We start from the raw sequence: 24246 nt of genomic DNA on the forward strand, positions 1-24246 counted from the left end.
TTTTGTTCTATGAGGAGTGATATCTTTTTTTATCCCTTTTGTCAAGTATCTCATCAACCATTTTTATTATACAGCCTTACACCCAAATAATTAAAATCATTAATAAAATGCTCAAGAGTTATTAAATTTCTTTGCATATCGGATAAGGTAATCTTTTTGCATTCAAAAGCTTTTAATAATTCCCCCATATCAAGTATTTTATATTTTAAGTCATTATAAATTAGAAGATCCAATTCTTGATCTTGAAATTCAATATTGTCACTGCTGACATTGTATTTACCAAAATCTATATAAACGAGATATTTAGACATTTCACCTTTCTCGTCGTGATAATAAGTTAGCATCACGTTGTCACTGGGGCATAATATGCGTTTTATAAAATCAACCGAGTTATGAGAAGATAAAATCTTCCATTTCCTTTTTATTCCATAAAGATTATTTTCAAATACCCTTATTTCATCTACTTGAATTTTTTCGTCAACGGCATGAGTTTTTATTTGTTCAATTTTGTTATTTAAATCAAATTTATAGTATTTTATAACTACCACCTCTAATGTGTGGAAGAAAGACCTAGCTTAATTCATGAATTAATAAGCCACTCCTCAATTTTGGTTCAAACCAAGTAGATTTAGGTGGCATTATCTTGTTCATCTCTGCAACTTTTAAGAGTTGATCTATTTGCGTGGGATACATAGAAAATCCAACTTTCCAATCTTTTTTGTCTACCCACTTTTCGATTTCTTTTACACCTCTAATACCACCCAGAAAATATATTCTTGGATCGGTTCTTGGATCTTTTATGGAAAGTATGGGATCCAATAAGTATTTTTGCAATATTTGCACATCTAGGTTTTCAACAGGATCTTCACTTTCTTCACCTTTAAATGTTAGTTTGTACCATTTTTTTTGAAGATACATTCCAAAAGAGTGTGAGGAATCAGGAGAATAGGGTGAAAAAGGAGCTTCTTCTACTTGAAAATAGGAACTGATCTTTTTCAAAAATTCTTCTTCTTTTAAACCGTTTAGATCTTTAACTATTCTATTGTACGGGAGTATTCTGAGTTCGTTGTGGGGGAAAATAGCGGCCATAAAATAATCGTAGGGTTTGTCCAAAGAGTAATTTGTGTCTTTTTCTTTCATTGTTTTTTGAACTCTGGAAGCGGCAGCAGCTCTATGGTGCCCATCTACAATGTAAAGATATTCGATACTATTGAAAGCTTTTTCGATTTGTTCCCTTTCGTCTTCTTCCTGGATTTTGATAAGTTCATGTTTCACATTGTTTTCATCGCAAAAGGAATAAAGAATTTCCTTGTTTTTTATAAGCTTGTCAATGATCGCTTTTAAATCTTCTTGGGCTTTGTAGGTTAAGAAAACGGGTCCGGTTTGTGCATTTAGATTTAATATGTGATTTGTCCTATCGTCTTCTTTGTCTCTTCTTGTTAATTCATGTTTTTTTATAATTCCTTTATCGTACTCATCCACACTCACAACAGCAAAAAAGCCTGTTTGAGAAACCCCTTGCCAGGTTTCACGATAAATATAAAAGGATGGTTCGGAATCTTTAATTAACACCCCATTTTTGATAAAGGATTCAAGATTTTCTTTAGCTTTTTTGTAAATAGCCTCTTTAGAATCTTCTTCCGCCTCTACTTCGGACCTTGTTACCCTTAAAAAAGAATTGGGGTTTCTGGAGATTATTTCCTTAACTTCATCCTCCTCAAGTACGTCGTAGGGTGGGCAAGAAAAACACTGTTCTATCCCTTTATATGGTCTTAAAGCTTTAAAGGGCTTTACTGTAGCCAACTCTATCTCCTCCTGTCTTTAATTAATTGATGAAAATATTGATCTTGAACTTCAAACATCTTTTTGGCATCTTCTTCAGAGTTTTCATGATCGTAGCCAACGATATGTAGTAAGCCATGAATAAGTATATAATAGAATTCTTCTTCAAAGGAATTGCCAAAATCAGGCGCTTGTTTTTCTATCCTTTCAACAGAAATAACAATATCTCCAATGACAGGTTCGTTTAAACCATAAGAAAAGGATAAAACATCCGTCGGTGTACTTTTACCTCTGTATTTATTGTATTCGCTTATACTCTTATCGTCGGTGATTAATATGTTTAATTCAAAATTTCCCTCGCCAACCTCGTTTAGAAGAAGTTTTTTGGCGATATTTTTGATTTTTTTACTGTTTATCTTTCTTAAATCTTGTTGGTTTATAACGTTTATTTTCAAAGACGTTCTCCCTCTACTCTCTAAGTTCTTTTGCCTCAACCTTGGGATAGGATATCCTTTTATGATTCATTTCCATTATGGTTCTAATAATACGGCCTTTTATCTTTCTGATTTCTCTAAGTGTTAATCCACAATCGTCTAACTGTCCCTCAAAAAAAAGAGAGTTTATCAAATTATCAAGTTTTTCATTAAGATCCACAGCACTTAACTCTTGCATGCTTCTTACCATGGCTTCGGTTACATCACATATCATTAGTATAGCAGCTTCCTTAAATTGAGGAATGGGTCCGGGATATCTGAACATGTTGGTATCTTTTATCCCTGTTTGATTATAATATTCGCTGTAAAAGAATTGCTTAACCCTTGTGCCGTGATGCTGTGCTATCATATCCTCTATCAGTATGGGTAAACGGTATTTTTTTGCCAATTCGATACCATAGGTAACATGGTTGTTTAATATCAGAGAACTTAATTTAGCACTTATATCAGAATGAGGGTTTTTATTCTTTTGGTTTTCTGAGAAAAACTGAGGTCTCCACACCTTCCCTATATCGTGGAAGTACGAACCTACTCTAGCTAACACCGTATTTCCATTGATAATTTCAGAGGAACTTTCCGCTAAGTTAGATATGATCATGCTGTGATAGTATGTTCCCGGTGCTTTCAAAGAAAGATTTTTTAGCAAAGGATTGCTTAAATTACCCAGTTCCAATAAACCGATTTCTGAATAAACTCTAGTTAAGTATTCAAAGAAGGGTAAGATACCCATAGTTACCAACATGCTTAAAAAATTACTTTCGATTATTATGAGATAGTCCAAAGGGGTATAGTATAAGTTAATAACATAAGCAACGATAATTTGTGTTAAACTAGCCCATAAAAATGGTAGTATTATCTCTACTCTCCTTTTGATCTTTCTTGATGATAGTGCGACAACTGCTGCAGGTAAAAACAAAAAAATTGTGAACTTCAAGTCAAATCCGAATAAAATACCAAAGTAAGCGGAAAATATGAGGCCAGAAATTAAACCGGTAGAGTAATCTATTAGTAAGGTTATTATCAACGTACTCAATATGGTCGATATTGCAAATATATTCACATATTTATAAACAAAAAGATTCAGAATTATATTGAAAAAGAGCGGCGTTAGAAAAGCCGCCCAGTAATTTTTAGGATGAAGTTCAAACATTTTGTTCCTAGGTAACAAAAATTCTCCGATAAATATCCAAAATACAAGAAAAACGAGGTTAAAACTTAACTGAAAGTTCAATGAAATTCTGTGAAAAATGAGCCATTCAGCAAATAAGGATAAAAATATAAAAAGAATCACCCTAATTATAAAACCTTTATTTTTAGAAAAAAATAAATTTGCTTTTTGAAAAAGGCTTTTGCTGGTTTGTTTATTGTTTTCTGTATTTTTGCTCTTCATACAGTGGAAAACACTTCCTTATTCAGCGTTTTCATAATCTTCATAGGCTTTTATAATTTCTTTTACTAAAGGATTCCTTACCACATCGTTATTTGATAGTTCAATGAATTTTATCCCAGAAATGCTTCCATTCAACACCTTTCTAACCGATAGTAACCCTGAATCTTTCTTTTTTTCTAAGTCTATTTGGGTTACGTCACCGGTAATGACCGCCTTAGTGTTAAATCCTATCCTTGTTAAAAACATTTTCATTTGTTGATAAGTTGTATTCTGAGCTTCGTCTAGAATAATATAAGAATTGTTTAACGTTCTACCTCTCATGTAAGCTAAAGGTAGTATTTCTATAATACCTTTTTCTCTGTATGAAATCAGTTTGTCTGTATCCATAAAATCAAGTAGGGCATCATATAACGGCCTTAAATAGGGATCGACTTTTTCATAAAAGCTACCAGGTAAAAAACCTAGTTTCTCTCCTGCTTCAACAGCTGGTCTTGTTAAAATTATCCTTTGAACTTTACCAGATCTTAAATAATCTACCGCCATAGCAACCGCTAGATATGTTTTGCCCGTTCCGGCTGGTCCTATACTAAAAACAATATCATTATTTTTTAAGTAGTCGATGTAATTTGCTTGACCTTCAGTTTTTGCGAATATTTGAGTACCCAAAATGCGAGTATTGATAACTTCTTTCATTGATTTTTTCTTTTCTTCAGTTTTAGAGCCATTCCCGTTGGTTTTATACCTAGAAACCACGTATTGGAATTCATCCCAATCGAGTAAATGACCCTCGTCTAAAATTTCTAAAAGTTCTGTGAATATCTTTGATGTTTTATTAACCGAGTCATCATCCTTTCCTTCGATGAAAATTTTTCTGTTTTTATAATGTATATCTACGTTCATCTCTTTTTTTATGTACTTTGTTCGACTATCATAAGCCCCAAAAATTTCAATCGGTTCCACATTCTCAGGTATTGAGATAGAATATCTCAGAATAGATTATCCCTCCTCTTGGATTTTTTTACAAATTAAGGTATACTTTTATCACTTACATTATACCACAATTTAAGAAAAATAGGAATAATCGTGAAAATAACTGTTTAAAGGGGTTAAAAGCATGTGGTATCCGGGGCACATAGAAAAAACCAAATCCTTGATAAAAAAGCATTTAAAACTTGTCAACGCGGTAGTAGAAATTCTGGATGCAAGGGCTCCATACGCTAGCAGGGCATATGAAGAGCAACAACTTTTTAGAAACAAAAAAAGAATAATTATTCTGAATAAAAAAGATCTATGTGACATAAAAAAAACTAAGTTATGGGAAAAGTATTATAAAGAGAAAGGTGAGGATGCTTTTTCACTTAGCCTAAATGAATCCAATGTGAAAGACTTTTTTTTAAACCATATTTATCCCATCGTTCCTAAAAAGTTTAATGAAAAGTCGCTTATGATAGTTGGTATACCAAATGTTGGTAAATCTACCTTTATAAACCGTCTAAAAGGTAAAAAATCTGCCGCAGTCGGGAATAAACCTGGAATAACAAGAGGGTTACAATGGATAACCGTATCAAAGGATTTAAAAATTCTTGATACACCAGGTGTGTTATATCCAAAACTTTTTAGCAAGAATCTTGTGAACAAATTAATTCTTATTGGCTCTCTAAAAGCAGAAGATTCAGAATTGGATGAGGCTCTCTTCTATCTTTTTGACTTTTTAAAGCAAGAGTATCCTAATATTTTGAATACAGTTTTAGAAGAATGGGACAACTGTGAAAATGCAGTTGAGTTCATAGAAAAATTTTCTATGAAAAGAAATTTTCTAAAAAAGGGCGGAGTTCCAGATTACGAAAGGGGAAGAAATATCTTTCTAAAAGAAGTGTCAGAAGGGAAATATGGGGGCATAACCTATGAAATACCTTCTGATATTGATTGAAAAAACCGGTGCAAACACCGGCTTTTTAGAATTTTTCTATAATTTTGACATAATCTCCGTTGCTGAGTAAAGCTGCATTGGCTTCGTCGATATCAACATGGAACTCTAATGCAAATTTTTCACTAACTCTAATCAAAACATCTTGAAAAATAAGTCTCCTTCCTTCTTTATCACAATATACTGAAACTAAGTCTTTATCTTTAACACCATAATGTTCAGCATCCCTTGGCAGCATATGTATGTGCCTTTTGGCAATGATTACACCCTTCTTTAACTGTATTTCACCAACAGGTCCTTTTATTGTAATACCAGGGGTTCCCTCTATATCTCCTGAGTCTCTAACAGGAGGGGTTACTCCCAATTTAAAAGAATCGGTTCTAGAAATTTCCACTTGTGACTCTTTTCTTACAGGGCCTAATATTCTCACTTTTTGGAAAGTTCCCTTTGGCCCTATTAATTCTACACATTCTTCAGATGCATATTGTCCCGGCTGTCCTAATGGTCTTAAGGGAGTTAATTCATAACCTTCACCAAACAACTTTTCCAAATCCTCTTGTGATAAATGTACATGCCTATTTGATACCCCAACAACTACTCCTGGTTCTTTCAATTGCAACTTTTTACACCTCCATAAATGATGAAATCCTACTGAAATCTTCCTATTTCATCGACTTTCTTACCACGTATCTAAACCCTTTAGGTTTTGAAATTTCTGCTATTAAAGGGCCTCTTTTTACAGAAAGCCATCCCGCTCCGGGAAGGGCTATATCATTGCCCTTATCAATCTTTACAATTTCTCTTTCAAACTCTATTTGGTTAAAATCAAAATTATCATTGTAAGGTGGAAATAGGATCTTTCTATTGTGAAGTAAATCATTGACTCTTTCTTCTTTTGCTCTATGAGCAGATATCTCTTCTGGAAGAAAAACAGTTATTATAGGGGGTAAATTGTTAACACCGTTCTTTAAAACTTTCAACCAGAACAATCCGCTGATAAAAAGAACATTTTTTTCATTCACGGTGAAAGTTTTAATCTTAATTTTTTTAGAAGGAATCATCTTAACTTGAGTATAAATATCAAAAAAATCGCACAATCTGTCTTGAGTGAAAATGCCGGGTGTATCGAACAATTGTAAATCTGTGTTAGGTACTTTTGCTTTTAATACCTTTAAAGTAGTTCCAGAATATGCACTTACAGTTATTTCTCCCCTCACAAGTCTATTTAAAAAAGATGATTTACCTACATTGGTTACACCTATTACCAATGCCTTTTGTTTCTCTGTTTGTAAAAGAAGTTTTTTTGTCTTTTCTATTCCCATACCCGTTTTAACGCTGACCATTCTCACATGATCATCTGGTATATTTATGCCCATTTCTTTGATTCTGAAGAGCAACCACTTTTTTAATTTTGCGTAAGGTGTGCTTTTCGGCAAGAGATCGATTTTATTAACGATTAAAAAAATATTCTTCCCTTTTAATTTTTCAGCAATCTCTTTTCTAAATGTGCCTTCGAAATCTATTACATCGACTACCCAAAAAACCGTTTTGAAATCCCTTAAAATCTTGTCAATCTCACGGGAAAAATCGGAATTTATTGTTATAGGTAATAAATAATTATAATGCTTTAATTTAAAGCATCTTTGGCAAACTACAGATTCGTTATTTTCTATTTTTTCTTTTAGAACATTCTCAGGTATATACCCTGGTTTTTTAGGGTCTTCTGTTTGTATCTCTACACCGCAGCCTTCACATTTCATAATAATTATTTACTCCATTAAAAAATTTTTGAAAGAAACAAAATCCGCACTTATTTTCCCGTGAACTACTCACTTCTAAAGAGGCAAAGGCGAGCTTCCTAATTCATCGACCGTAGCGGGGAGGCGGGCATCCACCTCTTAAGGTTAATCCGTCTTATACAGTCTCCAAAGGCTTTACTTCCCCCAGTTCCTGGGGTAGAGTCAGTTTATACAGTGACTCGCTGTTTCCTTATGTGCCATAAGGCTGTGTGGAAAATGCCTGTTTTAATCCAAACTGCCTAATATTAACGGCAGCATTTACATCTCTATCATGTTTAGTTCCACATTCAGGACATACCCATTCCCTATCAGAGAGTTTTAAACCTTCGTTCTTATACCCACATACACTACAAACCTTAGACGAAGGTTCGAACATTCCTATCTCGATTACCTTTTTACCTAATCTCTCTGCTTTGTATTTTAGAAATGTTTTGAATTGGTACCATCCTGAATCTGAAATACTTTTAGCTAAGTGATGATTCTTTAACATGCCTCTTATATTGAGAGTTTCCACAACGAAGACATCAGCTTGGTTCTCACTGATTTCTTTCGTTAGTTTATGTAGAAAATCCTCTCGGGTATTTTTTATTTTCTCATGTATTCTAGCAACTTCTAATCTAGCTATGTTTCTATTTGCCGATACTTTCTTTTTTCGTGAAAGACTCCTTTGTTTACGTATTAACTTTTTCTCGTATTTCATTAACGCTTTAGGAGATCGATACTTTGTCCCATCAGATAATACAGCAAAGTCTTTCAAACCAATGTCTATGCCAATTGAATTGTTATAATCTATATCTCTATCGATTATACTTTCTTCTACTGCAAATGTTATAGACACAAAGTATTTGCCTGTTGGAGTTTTAATGAAAGTACAATTTTTTATCTTTGCATTTGGATCTATTTTTCGATGGACTCTTACTTTGATACCTTCTTTAAACTTTGGTACAAATAGAATACCGTATTTATCGTTATTTTCGTTTTCGTACAGTTGGATATGTTGAGGAACTCTAAATGATTGTCTACTTGATTTCTTTTTAAATTTAGGATGCTTAGCTTGTTTCTTGAAGAAACGCTTGAATCCAGTCTCTAAATCTTTTATAGACTGTTGTAATGATTGAGAGTTGACATCGTTTAGCCATTGATACTTCTCAGTTTTTTTAAGAACCGTAAGCACTTTAGCCCATATATAGTAATTAGTTAAAGTTTTGATATTTTTGTAAGCATTACTGGAGAACTCTAGGAACAAGTTGTATACAAAACGAGTATGTCCAAAATGCTCGTTAAGTTTATGGATTTGTTCGTTTGTTGGATACAACCTAAACTTGTATGTTTTTAACATATTCAATCACCTAAATTCGATAAATGGATGATATGATATAATTATATCATGCATATACACAATTAACAACGTTTTTTGATTCAAATTTCTTTTGTGTTTGAAGCCAGCTTTCATTTCCCCAATAAATTGAAGAGTGTTCCCGTGGATTACATAAAATAGTTTCTACCATTTGAACCTATGTTAAAAAACTGAATACTTAGAAATTTCTAAGTATTTGAGCCAAAGGTTTTTGTCCCTCAATCTACTTCTTTTTTTAGAGTTTCAGGTAGAAAGATAAAGTTTAATATTCCTGTCAGCAAGAAAAGGATTGCAATCCCTATTAGTCCTATATTTATGTTGCCTCTCTCAAGAAAATATGAAGTATAAAAGGGTGCGATGAAACCCGAGAACCTCGTTAAGGCACCTGAAACACCGTTAGCTGTTCCTCTCATAGTTGTTGGATAAAGTTCAGGAGTATATGCATATGTCAAACCCCACTCACCCATACAAAAAATAGAAACAACCAAACTAAAAATCAACACTAATATATTTGAAGAAACGCTGGCGAATATAATCGAAGAAATTGCTGTTCCTAAAGCAAACAATAAAACACTTTTTCTTCTTCCAATCTTCTCAATAAGATAGGCTGCTAATAAATAACCTGGTAACTGCGCTAAAAACATGTAAAAAGTGTACCAATCTGTTAAAACAACATCCACACCTTTCTGAGCTAAAATCCCTTTAACCCAAACGAAAATACCGTAATATCCAAAACTCATAGTAAACCATAAGAGAAGAATATTTAAGCTTCTAACTAAATAACCTTTTTTAAAAAGTGCATTAATAGTTACTTTTTCTTTCTTCGGTACTATAATTTTTTCTTTAATATTGTAATTAAAAAGTTTTTCAAACTCCTCTTTTTTCTCTCTTATTAGCAAATACTTTGGAGATTCTGGAACAGTAAATAAAAGCAAAAAAGGAATAAACCCAGCCCCTAAAAATATATAATCTAACCTCCAAGTAAAATTTCTAGCAATGAACATATGGATTATGGCTATAAATATGCTTCCAATGGCCCAGCTGCTTTCTAGATAAACTAAGTATTTGCCCCTAATTGAAACATTCAAAAATTCGGTTAAATATGCGTTTAAAACAGGCATAGAACCACCAAACCCAATTCCAGATAAAATCCTAAAAATAATGAAAAGAGTTGGAGAACCTATAAAACCACTAAGGACACTGAAAAAACTTCCGATAAACAATAGAAACATTGCAGACTTCTTTCTGCCAAAGTAATCCGAGATAATTCCAGCACTTAATGTACCTATAAACATGCCAATAAAAGTGGAACTAGCGATCGTCGAGGCAAAAATGTTGGATAAGTTCCATTCTTGTGCAAGTAGCGGAAGAGTGAACGAGGTTATCATTACATATGCAGCTACAACAGCCCATCCCAAAGAAGTAATAAATAATAAATAATTTCTTTGAGATTGTGAAACTACTTTTTCTATCAAAGAATCAAACGTCATAACGAAGCCTCCTACTATGTTTTGTGTATACTGCCTTTAAAAACTTTAAAACCCATCTGTATATACAGTATATATCAAAATAAATTATACCATCCTCAAATTTACTTGTCAACCAAAAAATTTTATGATATAATAAATTTGCTGATTGGGGGATCGTCTAATGGCAGGACAGCGGACTCTGACTCCGTCAGTGGAGGTTCGAATCCTCCTCCCCCAGCCAATACAGTAAAGGATCCTTTAAAAGGGTCCTTTTTTCTTTTTTTAGCAAATAGAGCTTTCGCAAAAGTATTTGAAGAATAAAACTCACTAATAGGTGAAAAAGTGATGTAATTTAAACGAAATATTTTCTTGTTAAAATTTTAATAAATTAAAGTTATAATATAACTAATGCTGGTGAGAAAAAGCCACTTAAAACATCAAAATAATGAGTCTTTTTGCGGGATAGTGAAATATATAACAAAACTTATAAAAGGGGTGATTACCGTGAGTATGAAAGATACTTTTCAAAGAGCAATGGGCTGGATGGAAGAGTTTTCTAAGACGAACCCAGAGCAAATGGGGAGTTTCCAAAACATGATGGAAGCCATCGAAAAAGAAGAAGGCGCTGCACTTAATAAAAAAACTAAAGAATTAATAGCTGTTGCACTTGCTGTAGCCAGAAACTGTGAATGGTGCATTGCTTTTCATGTGAAATCTGCGTTAGATGCGGGTGCCACAGAGGAAGAAATTTTGGAAGCTGCGTGGGTTGCAGTGTTGATGGGTGGAGGTCCGGCTTTAATGCATGCAGGTTTGGTTTTGGAAGCGTTAAAAGATCTAAAATAATAGTGAATTATATCAAAGGGGAGGAAATCTCCCCTTTTTTGTTATGATATTAAAAGACGAATTTAGATAAATAGAGATAATGGAATAAATTTTCATTATTCTCTCAGCTGGGCTTTAGGTTCTAAGGTACCGCAGGTTTCTTCCTTAAAAAGGTGGGCTGCGGGACAAAAGATAAAGAGATTTTTATCCTTATGGGTGGGAAACGGGGTAAAGAGAGAGAAATTGTTTTATCCTTGTGGGTGGGGAGCGGGGGAAGGGCGCTATATAATGTTTTAGAGATTCTAAAGGCAATAAACAATGAAATAAAAAGGAGGAAATTCTAATGTACGATGTTGTTGTTATAGGATCAGGTCCAGGCGGTTATGTGGCGGCAATAAGGTTATCTCAATTAGGGAAAAAGGTTGCCGTTGTTGAAAAAGAAAATCTTGGTGGAACTTGTACTAACAAAGGTTGTATCCCCACAAAAGCGATGTTGACCTCTTCACATCTTTACGAAGAGATTTTAAAAAAATCGAACAAATTAGGCATAAAAGTGGGTGAAGTAACTTATGAAATAAACGAAATAATGAAACATATGAAAAAAGTTGTTCTACAATCCAAAAAAGGTATAGAATATCTATTTAAGAAAAATCATATTGATTTAATACAAGGTGTCGCAGAAATAATCGATAAAAATCATATAAAAGTTGGCGATAAAAGTATAGAAACACAAAACATTATTTTAGCTCACGGTTCTGAACCAGTAGTTTTTTCACCCTTCGATAAAATCGAAGGAATTTGGACAAGTGATGATGTATTTACGATGGAACATATGCCAGAATCGATTTTAATAGTTGGTGGAGGAGTAATTGGTGTAGAATTTGCTACATTTTTTGCAAGTTTAGGTAAAAAAGTTTATGTTGTTGAACTGCTTGAACATATACTCCCCAATGAGGATGAAGATGTTGCAGAAGAAGCAAAAGAATCTTTGGTTAGAAAAGGTGTGGAAGTCTTAGAAAAACACAAGGTTCTAGACATTCAAAAGAATGAAGGTTCATATGTATCGAAAATCGATTTCAATGGTGAAACCAGAGAAATAATAAGCTCAAAAATTTTACTTGCCGTAGGGAGAAGGCCTGTTATAACGCAAGATATTAAAAATTTAGGTGTAGAGATAGAAAAAGGTGTTAAGACAGATTTTAAAATGAGAACAAACGTTGAAAATGTATATGCAATAGGAGATATTAGAGCCCATATTATGTTAGCTCATGTAGCTATGAATGAAGGGATAGTAGCCGCCCACAATATCGCAGGTGAAGTCAAGGAAATGGATTACAGTGCTGTGCCAAACATCATTTTCTCTAACCCAGAAATAGCAACTGTTGGGCTAAAAGAAAAAGAAATTGATCCTGAAAAAGTTATCATTTCAAAATTCCCTGTATCTGCTAACGGCAGAGCGAGAACTATGGAAGAAAGAGATGGTTTTGTAAAGATAATAGCTGATAAGGAGACTAAAAAAGTATTAGGTGTAGCTATTGTCTCTCCGAATGCTACAGATATGATTATGGAAGGAGTTTTGGCTGTAAAGTATGGGATGAGTGTAGAGCAACTAACAGATTGTATACATCCTCACCCCACTTTGACTGAAAGTCTGCTTGGTGCAGAAGAAAGCGCAGAAGGATTAGCCATACATATTTAATTAATAATCAATCATAAGATATTACATAGGATAAGGGGTAGATAATTCATTTATCTACCCACTATTTGATCTTGCCTGACGTATCTTTCACTAACAATATTTTGGTTCTTCTTTATCTATCCATAAATATTATAACCTCAAGTAGTATGACCTCTGCTAACTTTTCAAGATTTAGCCATGCCTTAATGTATGGGATGTCTAACCAGCATGCTCTTGAGATCTCCCCTAGTAAATGCAATAACTTTCATTGATGAACAGCCTTATCTCCGACTAAAGGTTAAGTTTTCCGTTTTAATACTAAGTTGTTTCTAAATTAAATTTCATAAAGATTACTTTTGTAAATAGATTCATATTTAATTGTGCATAAAATAACAAAGTTCTATGCCTTTATTTTATCTATATTATTCCTAATGTTATGACAAAATTTGTGAAAAATAGAGATTTTAATTTCTAATGCTTTCTAATCGATTATAATTGTCTTTAATCTCCTATAACTAAGTTTGACATCAAAGGCAGAAAAGCGTATAATTTTTACTAATTAAAAACAACTAAGAGAAATAAATGTTACTAAAATTATTTCTGAAAGAATCTAATTTTAAATCTATAATCCATTAAAAAAAGAGGTGAAATTAAGTATGGTAGTTGACGTAACCGTTCCAAAGTGGGGATTAACTATGAAAGAAGCAGAGGTTGTAAAATGGCACAAAAATGAAGGTGAAAGAGTAGAAAAAGGTGAACCGTTAGTACAGGTTATGACAGAAAAAATTACTAACGATATTGAGGCGCCTGCCTCTGGGATTCTAAAAACTATAATAAAGAAAGAAGGAGATTCAGCCGAAGTAGCCGAGAAAATTGCAGAAATTGAAACAAATGAGTAAGAATTATAAAAAAAAGAAAAGATTTGTTTTATTTTCAAATTCGATTAAAAGCTGCTATTTAGAACTTGTAAATAACTTAAATTTAGAAAAAGGAGGAGGGAAACAAATATGGATATTTCTAAGGAATTAGTAATGGATATGTATACGAAGATGCTTAGAATAAGAAGATTTGAGCAGAGAGTTGCTGAGTTATTTGCTGCTGCAAAAATTGGAGGTTTTGTACATCTATATTGGGGAGAAGAAGCGGTTGCAGTAGGTGTAACTGCCAATCTTTCTAATGATGATTTAATAACAAGTACACATAGAGGTCATGGCCATTTAATAGCAAAAGGTGGAGAAACGAAGTACATGATGGCTGAGCTTTATGGTAAAGAAACCGGTTATTGTAAAGGAAAAGGTGGTTCTATGCACATTGCAGATGCTACAAAGGGAATACTTGGTGCTAATGGTATTGTGGGTGCGGGCCTTCCTATAGCAACAGGTGCAGCTTTATCAATTAAGCTCAGAGGTAGTAATCAAGTATCTGTATGTTTCTTTGGTGATGGTGCTTCAAATCAAGGGACATTCCATGAGTCCATGAATATGGCAGCTATATGGAAACTCCCTGTGGTATATATTTGTGAAAATAATCTATATGGAGAGTTTACCCCTCAGAAAGATCACCAAGCTATAACCGATATTTCTAGTAGAGCCGAAGCATATGGTTTTCCAGGAATTACGGTTGATGGTAATGATGTGTTTGCCGTATATGAAGCCACAAATGAAGCGATTAAAAGAGCAAGAAATGGGAATGGGCCCACTTTAATTGAATGTAAAACCTATAGAGTAAGGGGGCACTTTGAAGGAGATCCCCAGCTTTACCGTAGTAAAGAAGAAGTAGAAGAATGGAAAAGAAATGACCCCATAATGAGAGTGGAAAGATACATCTCAGAAAACGGAATAGTTAGCGAAGAAAAGCTAAAAGAAATTCAAAAAGGCATAGATAAAGAGCTAGATGAGGCTGTAGAATTTGCAGAAAAAAGTAAAGATCCCGATGAAAAAACGGTAGCAGAAGATGTTTATACAGACATTGTAGAGGAGGTGCGTGTAAGATGAGAAAGATGAATTATGGTCAGGCAATAAATGAAGCATTGAGAAATGAATTGCGACGTGATCCCAATGTTTTTCTTATGGGAGAAGACGTAAAATATGGAGTATTAGGAGTAACTGCCGGTATAGTTGACGAGTTTGGAGAGGAAAGAGTCAGGAATACCCCAATTTCTGAAGAGGCTGTTGCAGGGGGAGCAGTTGGAGCTGCCGCTGCTGGTAGTAGACCTGTAGCCGAAATTATGTTTGTAGATTTTTCGACTATAGCAATGGATCAAATTGTAAACCAGGCAGCAAAGATGCGTTATATGTTTGGAGGTAGAATAACGTTACCTTTAACCTTTAGAACAATGGTTGGAGCTGGTATTCAAGCAGCAGCACAGCATTCACAAAGCTTGGAAGCTTGGTTCACCCATATACCAGGTTTAAAAGTAGTTTACCCTTCTACCCCAAAGGATGCTTTGGGATTGACGATAGCCGCAATCAGAGACGATAATCCGGTAATTGTTTTAGAGCATAAGCTTTTATATGCAATGGAAGGGGAAGTTCCAGATGAAAATGAAGCAATTCCCATAGGTGTGGCGGATGTGAAGAAAGTAGGTAAAGATGTAACTTTAGTTGCAACCGGAATGATGGTACATAAATGTCTAAACGCAGCAAAACAACTTTCAGAAGAAGGGATAGATGTAGAAGTAATAGACCCAAGAACTCTATTTCCATTGGATAAAGATACTATTTATAACTCGATCAAAAAGACTCACAAAGTGGTTTTGGTTAGTGAGGAAGTAAAGAGAGGTTCGTGGATAGGAGAGCTATCCGCCATGATAGCTGAAGAAGCTTTCCAAGATTTGAATTCCCCTATCTTACGAGTGGCCGGACTTAACACTCCTGTCCCCTTCTCTAAAAAACTTGAAGATTATTTTGTTCCTAATGAAGTAGATATCATTGAGGCAATAAAATCAATAATATAGATATATATAGACAAGGCATATTTTCTCTCTACATTAAGGAGGTTTTGTTGATTGGAAATAGGGATAATCGCTAATCCAGCGGCTGGGAAAGACATAAGAAGACTCGTTGCTCATGCAACAGTAATAGATAATAACGAAAAAGTAGATATAGTAAAAAGAATAATATTAGCTTCTCAAAGTTTTGGTATCGAACGTGTCTACATCATGGCTGATGCGTTTTACATAGGTTACAAAGTTGTTGAAAGCTTGGAAACTATAAAGAAGTTGAAATGTGATGTTGAGATAATCAATGATCATGTAACATACAGTTTAGAAGATACCGTAAAGGCAACCCAAGTACTTGAAGAAAAGAATGTCGACTGTATTTTATCCCTAGGGGGTGATGGAACCAACAGAGCAATAGCAAGAGTCATCGGAGATACTCCATTGTTGCCAATTTCCACAGGGACAAATAATGTATATCCTGAAATGGTTGAAGGAACGATTGCCGGGATAGTGGCGGCAATTGTATCTAAAAATATAATTCACAAAGATGAATTTTGCTCCAAAGATAAAATAATAGAAATATATAAAAATAATAAACTTATAGACATAGCATTAATTGATGTAGTTATTTCAAAGGAACAGTTTATAGGGGCTAAAGCTATATGGAATTTGTCTAGTATCTCAGATATTATTGTATCCAGAGCAAATCCTTGGAGTATTGGCTTTTCCTCTATTGCGGGATATATAAAAACGGTTCATAGAGAAGACAACTTTGGTTTGTACTTAGACCTTAAAGAAAATAATGCAAAGAAAAAGGAAGTAATAGCTCCGGTGGCACCAGGTATATTAGAAAAAATCCAAGTTTCAGAAGTAAAAAAGTTAAACATAGATGAGGAATTCATATATCAAGTTGAGGTTCCAGGCACTTTGGCCTTAGATGGGGAAAGAGAAATAGAAATAAAAAAAGGAGATAATATTACTTTTAAAATTACGAGAAATGGTCCTTGCAGAGTAGATGTGAAAAAAGCTTTAGAATGGGCTCAAAGTCGAAATTTTTTTACTGAGGAAAGTGCTAATGCAAAAATATAGAAGTTTTAAAGTAGAGTTATCGAAACTTGAAGCGAAAGTTTTAGTAGTAGGGTGATCTTATAGGGAAATCAATTTTTCCCTATACTTCAGAAAAAATTTTGAAAAAGGGAAGTGGTTTTTATGAGGGTTAAATAATGTTATAAGGTGTTTTGCCTTTCACATAGTTAATAAAAAAAATTATAACTAATGAATAGAAACAGTTAGGTTAATAGGGAATAAGAAAAAAATGGTTTTTGAACAGAGTAAGAGTATTTGATAAACAATTTAAATTTTCTGTAGATAGTATACATTTTTATAAAAGGAGGGTAGATTATGGGATTATTAGATGGAAAAATTGCAATAATCACGGGAGCAGCCCGCGGTATTGGGCAAGCTTATTCTATTCGTTTTGCAAAAGAAGGGGCAAAACTGGTAGTTTGTGATGTGCTAGATTGTAATGAAACTAAAGCAAAAGTGGAAGCTGAAGGTGCAGAGTGTTTAGCATTAAAAGTCGATGTTACTGACGAAGAATCAACCCGAAAAATGGCAGAAGAAACCATTAACAAATACGGAAGAATAGATATTCTTCTTAACAATGCAGCAATCTATGGTGGCTTAGTTATGAAACCTTTTGAGAATATTTCAGTCGAAGAATGGGACAAAGTTATGTCTGTCAATTTGAAAGGTCTATTTCTCTGTTCTAAAGCAGTAACACCACAAATGAAGAAACAAAAGAAAGGTAAAATTATCAATATTTCTTCTACTACTTTTCACATGGGTGTTCCGATGTTGCTTCATTATGTCACATCTAAAGGAGGAGTTGTTGGTTTCACACGAGCTCTTTCCAATGAACTAGGAGAATATGGAATAAATGTAAACGCTATTGCTCCTGGATTTACAATGACAGATGCTAGTAAGGGTATTACAGGAGGAAATAAAGAACTGTTCGAGCAATTAGCAAGTATGCAAGCCAATATGCAAGCTATAAAAAGGAGAGAAGAACCTGAAGATCTTACAGGGGCAGCTGTATTCCTTGCTTCCGATGATAGTGATTTTATTGCAGGTGTAACTCTTCCAGTTAGTGGTGGCGCTGGTTTAGTTTGAGTTTTATGGTATCAAACGAATTATAGAGTCGGGAGATAAATGCTTATATTGAAGGTATTAAAAGTTAGTTACAATGTATGCTTTAGAGTTCATGAAGGCAAGATTTTTTCAATGAAAAGGAGGGAAGAACTATGTTAAACAGCGAACTTTTGTTAAAAATGTATCAAAAGATGGTACTGATAAGGGCCTTTGAAGAGAAGGTGAGTGAGTTATTTGCTAAAGGCAAAATCCCAGGTTTTGCTCATTTGTCTTTGGGTCAAGAGGCTGTGCCTGTAGGTACCTGTGCAAATCTTGAAGAAGAAGATCATATAACTTCCACACATAGAGGTCATGGAGATATTTTAGCTAAAGGTGCTGATCCAAAATACATGTTTGCAGAACTTTTTGGTAAGTCTAGTGGTTATTGTAAAGGTAAAGGAGGTTCCATGCACATAGCTGATTATTCCCTTGGTATCATTGGGGCAAATGGAATAGTTGGAGCAGGGATACCAATTGCAACTGGGTCTGCCCTTGCACAACAACAACTAGGGACAAAAAACGTCACTGTATGTTTTTTTGGTGATGGAGCAGCGAATGAGGGTTCTTTCCACGAGGCTGTTAACCTAGCTTCCATCTGGAAACTTCCAGTCATTTATGTTTGTCAAAACAACCAGTATGCTGTTAGCACTCCAGCTTCATATGCCCTTTCCGTTCAAGATGTTTCATCAAGAGGATCAGCTTACAATATACCGGGTGTTACGGTTGATGGCAACGATGTTATTGCGGTATATGAAGCTGTACATGAAGCGGTAGAAAGAGCAAGAAATGGATCGGGGCCTTCTTTAGTAGAATGCAAAACGTACCGATGGCATGGTCATTTCGAAGGTGAAGAAGCTTTGGGATGGATATACAGATCCAAAGAAGAGGTTGAAGAGTGGAAAAAGAAAGATCCTATACCACGATTTGAAAACAACCTAGTAAATCAAGGGATACTAAATAAAACGGATATTGAAAAAACAAAAGAGCAAACAAAACAGTTAATTGAAGATGCGGTAAAATTTGCAGAAGAAGCTCCTTTACCAGATCCAGAAGAAGCTTTAGTTGGCCTCTTCCCGGATTAAAAGTTGGGTAAAAGAAAGAAAGGAGGGAAAGAAATGAGAGAAGTTATGTTTGTTCAAGCTCTTGGAGAAGCGATGGCAGAGGAAATGGAAAGAGATCCTAGGGTTATATTAATGGGAGAAGATGTACAATTAGGGGCTTTTGGTCAAACTAGGGGTTTGGTAGAAAGGTTTGGCCCCGGCAGGGTAAGAAATACTCCTCTTGCAGAAGTAGGTTTTACAGGTGCAGGAATTGGCGCAGCAGCTAGCGGACTGAGGCCAGTGGTAAATATAATGATGGCAAATTTTTTGTATGTTACTATGGATCAAATCGTAAACCAACTTGCTAAACTCAGATACATGTCAGGAGGACAGGTTGATTTCCCAATAGTAATATGGGCTACGACTGGTGCTGGAGGTTCAGCTGCGGCTCAACACTCAGATAATCCTGCTGCAATGTTTGTAAATGTACCGGGCCTTAAAATAGTTAAACCAGGAAATCCCTATGATGTTAAAGGTTTGATGAAAAGTTCAATAAGGAGTAATAGTCCAATAATTTTCTTTGAAGAAACAACCTTAGGTATGATGAAACAACCAATCCCCGATGAAGAATATACTGTTCCAATAGGAAAAGGAGAAGTTAAAAGAGAAGGGACTGATATTACGGTTGTTGCTATAGGGTGCATGGTGTCGCAAGCTCTTTCTGCCGCGGAAAAATTGGAAAAAGAAGGAATATCCGTAGAAGTAGTGGATCCAAGGACACTTGTTCCTTTAGATAAAGATATAATTTTAAACTCTGTTGCAAAAACTGGCAAGGTTGTTGTATGTGATGATGCTCCTCCTCTTTGTTCTGTTGCCTCGGAAATTTCGGCTACAATTAATGAAGAAGGATTCGATTTCTTAAAGGCTCCCGTGGCAAGAGTTACAAGAGAACATGTACCAGTACCTTTCAGTCCTCCAATGGAGAAGTTTGTATTACCAAATGAAGAAAAGATTATTAATAAAGTAAAAGAAGTAGCGAAACGATAACAAAAGAGTGAGGCACTCAATTTTGAGATGATATCAAAGATTGAGTGTCTCAAAATTAATTCATAACGATAATGAAGATTTTAGGGGAGGGATTTTTCTTTTGAGTGCATTTTCCAAAAGAATAGCGGATAGTTATGATAGTTGGTATAAAAGTCGTTTAGGTGAATTCGTTGATGAAATTGAGAGAAAGGTTGTTATGAATTTAGCGAAACCACAGAAAAATGAAAAGGTACTTGACTTAGGTTGTGGAACTGGAATATATAGTTTATTATTTCTAAATATGGGTTTGAAGGTAACGGGCATCGATCAATCAGATTTTATGTTAGAAAAAGCACGAAAAAAAACGAATAAAATTAATTTTATCAAAGCGGACGCATATAATCTACCTTTTCCAAATGAAAGTTTTGATTTGGTTGTTTCGGTAACAATGTTCGAATTCTTGGATGATCCACAAAAAGGTGCACGTGAAGCTTACAGGGTTTTATCTCCTGGGGGAAGATTAGTTATTTGTGTAATAGGTGCTAAAAGTACTTGGGCGAAACTATATAGGGAAAAAGCAAAAACAGAAGACGAATCACCTTACAAAGCAGCTAGATTTTATACGTTGGAAGAAGTCTTAAATTTCATACCAGAAGTTTCATATTCTGATTACAGTATAGCTTTACACTTTGGCCCTGACGCGGATCTGAATAACAAAGAACTTCTCTTAAAAAAAGAAATGCAAGGTCAAAGAGTAAAAGACGATACGGGAGGTTTTATCTGTGTTAGATGGGACAAACAATGAAACAAAAAAAGTAAGTGAATATTCTTGTTCAATGGCGCTCTATCCTCTTGGAACAGACGATTACGTGAGAATAATAAGCGATGCGATTATTAAGTTGCGAGAATTGAAAAATATAGAAATTACAGTTGGGAAGACGAATACAGTTGTGAAAGGAAGTAAAGAAGATATATTCAAAGCTATCAATCTTCTTATTGAAGAAGCACAAAAAAGAGGTACCTTTGCTTTAACTATAACTATTTCTAATGTTTGTGGCTTGACATAATCAAAGATGCGAGGCCCTTGATCAATTACGATCGAGGGCCTATGATTATATTTTAATAATTGACTACGTCTTTGACAGCATTGATTACTTTTGCTTCGTTCAACAATACGTATTCCTCTTCAATTTTTGAATGTGGAACAGGTATCTTTATTCTTGTAACTCTCTTAATAGGAGCTTTCAAATAGGAGTACCCTTTTTCAGCTACCAATGCAGCAATTTCTGAAGCAAAAGATCCGTTTATTGGTGCATCATCAAGGGTTACTAATCTCCCTGTTTTTTTAACGGATTCTAAAATAAGGTCTTCGTCAATAGGATATAAACTTCTAGCATCTACTACTTCAACAGAAATTCTTTCTTCTTTCTCGAGTTTTTCTGCCACTGATGAGGCTAATACCCGTGGATAACCCGCTGCAACGATAGTAACATCATTACCTTCTTTCTTTATATCTCCTTTTCCAATTGGTACAACATAGTCTTCATCAGGAATTTCTCCTTTAGCCATAAAAGTTTTAAATTCTTCGTAGAAAATTACTGGATTATCATCTCTTATGGCACTTTTGAGTAATCCTTTTGCATCATATGGGGTTGATGGCATAACAACTTTGAATCCTACAGCATGTAGAAAATAATCAGCTGAATTGTCTGAATGTTGTGCAGCAGCGCCTCCTCCCATATTTAAAGCTCTAAAAACAATAGGAATGTTAATCTGACCTCCATACATATATCTTAATTTACCGACTTGATTTACAAGCTGATCCATTGCTACATACATGAAATTAGAAGTCATATATTCAACTACAGGGCGCAGTCCAGCTATTGCTGCACCAGTTGAGATTCCGGTAAATCCTGCTTCTGAAATAGGTGTGGATACCACTCTTTCCGGTCCAAATTCTTCAAAAAGCCCTTTTGTTTGTCCAAATGTTCCTGTATGGAGATCTTCTCCAATTAAAAATACATTTTCATCTCTTAATAACTCTTCTCTTAGAGCTTCATTTATTGCTTGAATTAACATAATTTGTCTCATTTTTATCCCTCCTAAATTTCTTTCATTTTTTAAATACTAAAAGGTACTTTAGATTGAAAAAGCGTATATTATTATGCAAACAGATCTTCTAAGGCATCTTCTGGCTTTGGATTTTCAGCCTTTCGAGCAAATTCTACAGCCTCTTCAATTTCTTTTTTTACCTTTTCCCTAACTAATTTTATTTTGCTTTCTGTTAAAACGGCTTTAGCCATTAAATAATCTTCAAACAATAAAATGGGATCCCTACTCTTCCAGTAAGCTTCTTCGGTTTTTGGTCTGTATCCCCATCCCATTTGTTCGTCATTACCAGCTCCAGCATGATGTCCGTATTTTCTGTAAGTTTTGCATTCAACTAGTGTGGGGCCTTCCCCTTTTCTTGCTCTTTCTACTGCTTCATTTACAGCTTCATATACTGCTAATACATCGTTACCGTCAACCGTTACACCAGGGATAGAATAAGATTTAGCCCTATCAGAAATGTTTTCTACCGATAATGAATATGAAACTGGAGTAGTCATTGCGTATTGATTGTTTTCACAAACATAAACGATGGGTAATTTCCAAATTGAAGCCATGTTTAAGGATTCGTGAAAGACACCTTGATTGGATGCCCCATCTCCAAAGGTACAAACAGTAACGGTATTTAAGTTTTTCTTTTTTTGAGCAAAGGCAGAACCTGTAGCTAGTGGAATACCAGCTCCAACTATTCCATTCATTCCAATCATTCCGTTTTTAAAGTCAGCGATATGCATTTCTCCGCCTTTTCCTTTACAATAGCCAGCAGGTTTACCGAATAGTTCAGCAAAAAGATATTTTGGATCCCCACCCTTTGCTAATACTGTGCTTATCCCTCTATGAGACGGAGCATAATGGTCTTCTGGTAGCAAGTTTTTACATATTCCTACTGGAATGGCTTCTTGCCCGCTACCTGACAATAAGGTTCCAATCTCTCCTTTGAATGAAAGTTCTACAGCTTTTTCTTCAGTTTCTCTTAAGAGAAGCATTTTTTCGTACATCCATAATAAATCACTGCTTTTTAACATTTTATTTCCCTCCTTAAAAGATTAGTTTTACGTACTTTACAAACTCTGAAACTTTTTGTCAGCGTCCCACTGCTTTATAGCCCACAATTAAGAATCAAATTACACTGCATTTTTATTCTTTTTATTCTTCAGTTTCTATTTCGCCAATTTTTTGGTTAGGCTTTATTGTGTCTCCTTCTTGAGCATATGTTTTTATCAAAACTCCGTCAGCTGGTGCCTCAATATCGTTTGTAATTTTTGATGTCATTACTTGAACCAAAGGTTCGCCTTTTTTGACCGTTTCTCCCTCATTTTTATACCATTTAACTAACTCTAACTCTTCTACTCCCATTCCTAATTTTGGCACTAAAATTTCAACTGTCATGCAATTTCTCCTTCCTTTTTTGTTTTATTATTTTCGATAAAATATGGTGGAAATACGTGGGCCCTTGTTTCTGCATATTTTTCTAGTTCTTCTTTCGTATAAGTGTATGTGTTTTCTTTAAAAAAAACGAGATCGCTGACATTTTTTCTCAATATTTCATAAACTTTATCGGGTTTTTTAAAGATAGCTGCATTACATTGGGGGGTTCTATAATGAATTGGAACAACTACCTTTGGTTGAAGCTGGTTGATAATCGACATAGCTATTTCCAAACTAGGTCCTGGGAAACCAGATAACGGAACAAACAAAATATCTACCTTAGCTATCTCATCCTCAATCAATTTTTTGTCCAAAAGGTGGCCTACATCTCCCAAATGACAAACTGTGATTTCTTCTGCTCTTATGAAGAAAACGATATTCTTTGTTCTAAAATTCGCATGTTTTGTTTCAATTCCACTAATATCTATGCCATCAATGTTTTTTTGCCCACCCTCTCTTATTACTACTTTAGGGTTTTTAGCAGCTTTCAGATTATTATGATCGGGATGATTATGAGTAATTAAGAGTATGTCTGCTTCTTCATCAACAGGGTCGTATTTCATTCTCATTGGCCACATTCTCATCGTAGCAGTAGATTTAAATGGGTCTATGAGTATTTTTGTATTGTTTTCTGTAGTTATAAGTATGCAAGAATGTCCTAACCATTTTATTTCCATATATACAACCTCTTCATTCAGAATTTCCACAAAAGCTTTATGGGTTCTCTTCCAAAAAGTGTGGGTAGAAAAAATGAAATATGAACAAATGATTAAATAATCTGGTATCATGTAAGA

25 protein-coding genes and 1 tRNA gene are annotated in these 24246 nt (G+C 34.6%); 13 read left to right on the plus strand and 13 right to left on the minus strand.

Going from position 1 to position 24246, the window contains the following annotated elements; all coding sequences use genetic code 11:
* Nucleotides 1–53: 53 nt before the first annotated feature.
* From ACW9JY_RS08585 to ACW9JY_RS08605, 5 genes are read right to left on the minus strand one after another with little or no spacing between them, the layout of a single operon-like run.
* Complete coding sequence (locus ACW9JY_RS08585) at nt 54–548, minus strand: hypothetical protein (RefSeq protein ID WP_457284031.1); 495 nt, start codon at nt 546–548, stop codon at nt 54–56.
* Between the two features lie 22 nt (nt 549–570).
* The gene (locus ACW9JY_RS08590; protein WP_457284032.1) at nt 571–1803 is read right to left on the minus strand and encodes a DUF1015 domain-containing protein; all 1233 of its coding nucleotides are present in this window, start codon (nt 1801–1803) and stop codon (nt 571–573) included.
* A gap of 2 nt (nt 1804–1805) precedes the next feature.
* Nucleotides 1806–2237, minus strand: a complete 432-nt coding sequence (ybeY, locus tag ACW9JY_RS08595; protein ID WP_457284033.1) for an rRNA maturation RNase YbeY — start codon at nt 2235–2237, stop codon at nt 1806–1808.
* 13 nt (nt 2238–2250) lie between these two features.
* Nucleotides 2251–3666, minus strand: coding sequence for an HDIG domain-containing metalloprotein (locus ACW9JY_RS08600; RefSeq protein ID WP_103898499.1), 1416 nt, complete (start codon nt 3664–3666; stop codon nt 2251–2253).
* 18 nt (nt 3667–3684) lie between these two features.
* A complete protein-coding gene (locus ACW9JY_RS08605) occupies nt 3685–4566 on the minus strand; it encodes a PhoH family protein (protein ID WP_103077114.1) in 882 nt (293 codons plus the stop codon).
* A gap of 214 nt (nt 4567–4780) precedes the next feature.
* On the opposite strand from ACW9JY_RS08605, the gene ylqF reads away from it, so the two are divergent.
* Nucleotides 4781–5596 (plus strand): ribosome biogenesis GTPase YlqF, encoded by an 816-nt coding sequence (ylqF, locus tag ACW9JY_RS08610; protein WP_457284034.1) that lies wholly within the window; start codon nt 4781–4783, stop codon nt 5594–5596.
* Nucleotides 5597–5621: 25 nt separating this feature from the next.
* Here the strand turns inward: ylqF and pduL are convergent, their stop codons facing one another.
* From pduL to ACW9JY_RS08630, 4 genes are all read right to left on the minus strand, one after another.
* Entirely contained in the window at nt 5622–6212 is a 591-nt protein-coding gene (gene pduL / locus ACW9JY_RS08615; RefSeq protein ID WP_103077064.1) for a phosphate propanoyltransferase, read from the minus strand.
* Nucleotides 6213–6255: 43 nt separating this feature from the next.
* Entirely contained in the window at nt 6256–7353 is a 1098-nt protein-coding gene (gene yqeH / locus ACW9JY_RS08620; protein WP_457284035.1) for a ribosome biogenesis GTPase YqeH, read from the minus strand.
* Between the two features lie 229 nt (nt 7354–7582).
* A complete protein-coding gene (locus ACW9JY_RS08625; RefSeq protein ID WP_457284036.1) occupies nt 7583–8731 on the minus strand; it encodes an RNA-guided endonuclease TnpB family protein in 1149 nt (382 codons plus the stop codon).
* Between the two features lie 236 nt (nt 8732–8967).
* Nucleotides 8968–10239, minus strand: a complete 1272-nt coding sequence (locus ACW9JY_RS08630) for an MFS transporter (protein ID WP_457284037.1) — start codon at nt 10237–10239, stop codon at nt 8968–8970.
* Nucleotides 10240–10385: 146 nt separating this feature from the next.
* Here ACW9JY_RS08630 and ACW9JY_RS08635 point away from each other — a divergent pair.
* From ACW9JY_RS08635 to ACW9JY_RS08690, 12 genes are all read left to right on the plus strand, one after another.
* Nucleotides 10386–10459: transfer RNA gene (locus tag ACW9JY_RS08635), tRNA-Gln, on the plus strand.
* 269 nt (nt 10460–10728) lie between these two features.
* Nucleotides 10729–11061 carry a carboxymuconolactone decarboxylase family protein gene (locus tag ACW9JY_RS08640; RefSeq protein ID WP_457284038.1) on the plus strand — a complete coding sequence of 111 codons (333 nt, stop codon included), beginning with the start codon at nt 10729–10731 and terminating at the stop codon, nt 11059–11061.
* Between the two features lie 322 nt (nt 11062–11383).
* Entirely contained in the window at nt 11384–12739 is a 1356-nt protein-coding gene (gene lpdA / locus ACW9JY_RS08645) for a dihydrolipoyl dehydrogenase (RefSeq protein WP_457284039.1), read from the plus strand.
* A 635-nt stretch (nt 12740–13374) separates the two neighbouring features.
* Nucleotides 13375–13617 carry a biotin/lipoyl-containing protein gene (locus ACW9JY_RS08650; protein WP_457284040.1) on the plus strand — a complete coding sequence of 81 codons (243 nt, stop codon included), beginning with the start codon at nt 13375–13377 and terminating at the stop codon, nt 13615–13617.
* A 108-nt stretch (nt 13618–13725) separates the two neighbouring features.
* Nucleotides 13726–14712: a pyruvate dehydrogenase (acetyl-transferring) E1 component subunit alpha gene (pdhA, locus tag ACW9JY_RS08655; protein WP_457284041.1), complete on the plus strand. Its 987-nt coding sequence runs from the start codon at nt 13726–13728 to the stop codon at nt 14710–14712.
* Nucleotides 14709–15674, plus strand: coding sequence for an alpha-ketoacid dehydrogenase subunit beta (locus ACW9JY_RS08660; RefSeq protein ID WP_457284042.1), 966 nt, complete (start codon nt 14709–14711; stop codon nt 15672–15674). Before pdhA ends, ACW9JY_RS08660 begins: the two co-directional genes overlap by 4 nt.
* Before the next feature lie 51 nt (nt 15675–15725).
* Nucleotides 15726–16748 (plus strand): ATP-NAD kinase family protein, encoded by a 1023-nt coding sequence (locus ACW9JY_RS08665; protein ID WP_457284043.1) that lies wholly within the window; start codon nt 15726–15728, stop codon nt 16746–16748.
* A gap of 312 nt (nt 16749–17060) precedes the next feature.
* Complete coding sequence (locus tag ACW9JY_RS08670; protein WP_103077056.1) at nt 17061–17831, plus strand: SDR family NAD(P)-dependent oxidoreductase; 771 nt, start codon at nt 17061–17063, stop codon at nt 17829–17831.
* A 131-nt stretch (nt 17832–17962) separates the two neighbouring features.
* Nucleotides 17963–18931 (plus strand): thiamine pyrophosphate-dependent dehydrogenase E1 component subunit alpha, encoded by a 969-nt coding sequence (locus ACW9JY_RS08675; RefSeq protein WP_457284044.1) that lies wholly within the window; start codon nt 17963–17965, stop codon nt 18929–18931.
* A gap of 33 nt (nt 18932–18964) precedes the next feature.
* Nucleotides 18965–19936: an alpha-ketoacid dehydrogenase subunit beta gene (locus tag ACW9JY_RS08680; RefSeq protein ID WP_103077054.1), complete on the plus strand. Its 972-nt coding sequence runs from the start codon at nt 18965–18967 to the stop codon at nt 19934–19936.
* 100 nt (nt 19937–20036) lie between these two features.
* Nucleotides 20037–20720, plus strand: a complete 684-nt coding sequence (locus tag ACW9JY_RS08685; protein ID WP_457284045.1) for a class I SAM-dependent methyltransferase — start codon at nt 20037–20039, stop codon at nt 20718–20720.
* Complete coding sequence (locus tag ACW9JY_RS08690) at nt 20698–20982, plus strand: YkoF family thiamine/hydroxymethylpyrimidine-binding protein (RefSeq protein ID WP_457284046.1); 285 nt, start codon at nt 20698–20700, stop codon at nt 20980–20982. Before ACW9JY_RS08685 ends, ACW9JY_RS08690 begins: the two co-directional genes overlap by 23 nt.
* 52 nt (nt 20983–21034) lie before the next feature.
* Here the strand turns inward: ACW9JY_RS08690 and ACW9JY_RS08695 are convergent, their stop codons facing one another.
* The 4 genes from ACW9JY_RS08695 to ACW9JY_RS08710 form a co-directional block, all read right to left on the minus strand.
* Nucleotides 21035–22006, minus strand: a complete 972-nt coding sequence (locus tag ACW9JY_RS08695; RefSeq protein ID WP_457284047.1) for an alpha-ketoacid dehydrogenase subunit beta — start codon at nt 22004–22006, stop codon at nt 21035–21037.
* Nucleotides 22007–22077: 71 nt separating this feature from the next.
* Nucleotides 22078–23049 carry a thiamine pyrophosphate-dependent dehydrogenase E1 component subunit alpha gene (locus ACW9JY_RS08700; RefSeq protein WP_457284048.1) on the minus strand — a complete coding sequence of 324 codons (972 nt, stop codon included), beginning with the start codon at nt 23047–23049 and terminating at the stop codon, nt 22078–22080.
* A gap of 121 nt (nt 23050–23170) precedes the next feature.
* Nucleotides 23171–23413 (minus strand): biotin/lipoyl-containing protein, encoded by a 243-nt coding sequence (locus ACW9JY_RS08705; RefSeq protein ID WP_457284049.1) that lies wholly within the window; start codon nt 23411–23413, stop codon nt 23171–23173.
* Nucleotides 23410–24246: MBL fold metallo-hydrolase (locus tag ACW9JY_RS08710; RefSeq protein WP_457284050.1), on the minus strand; the 837-nt coding region annotated here is incomplete at its 5' end. The genes ACW9JY_RS08710 and ACW9JY_RS08705, both read right to left, overlap by 4 nt.

Source organism: Petrotoga sp. DB-2 (assembly GCF_054051725.1).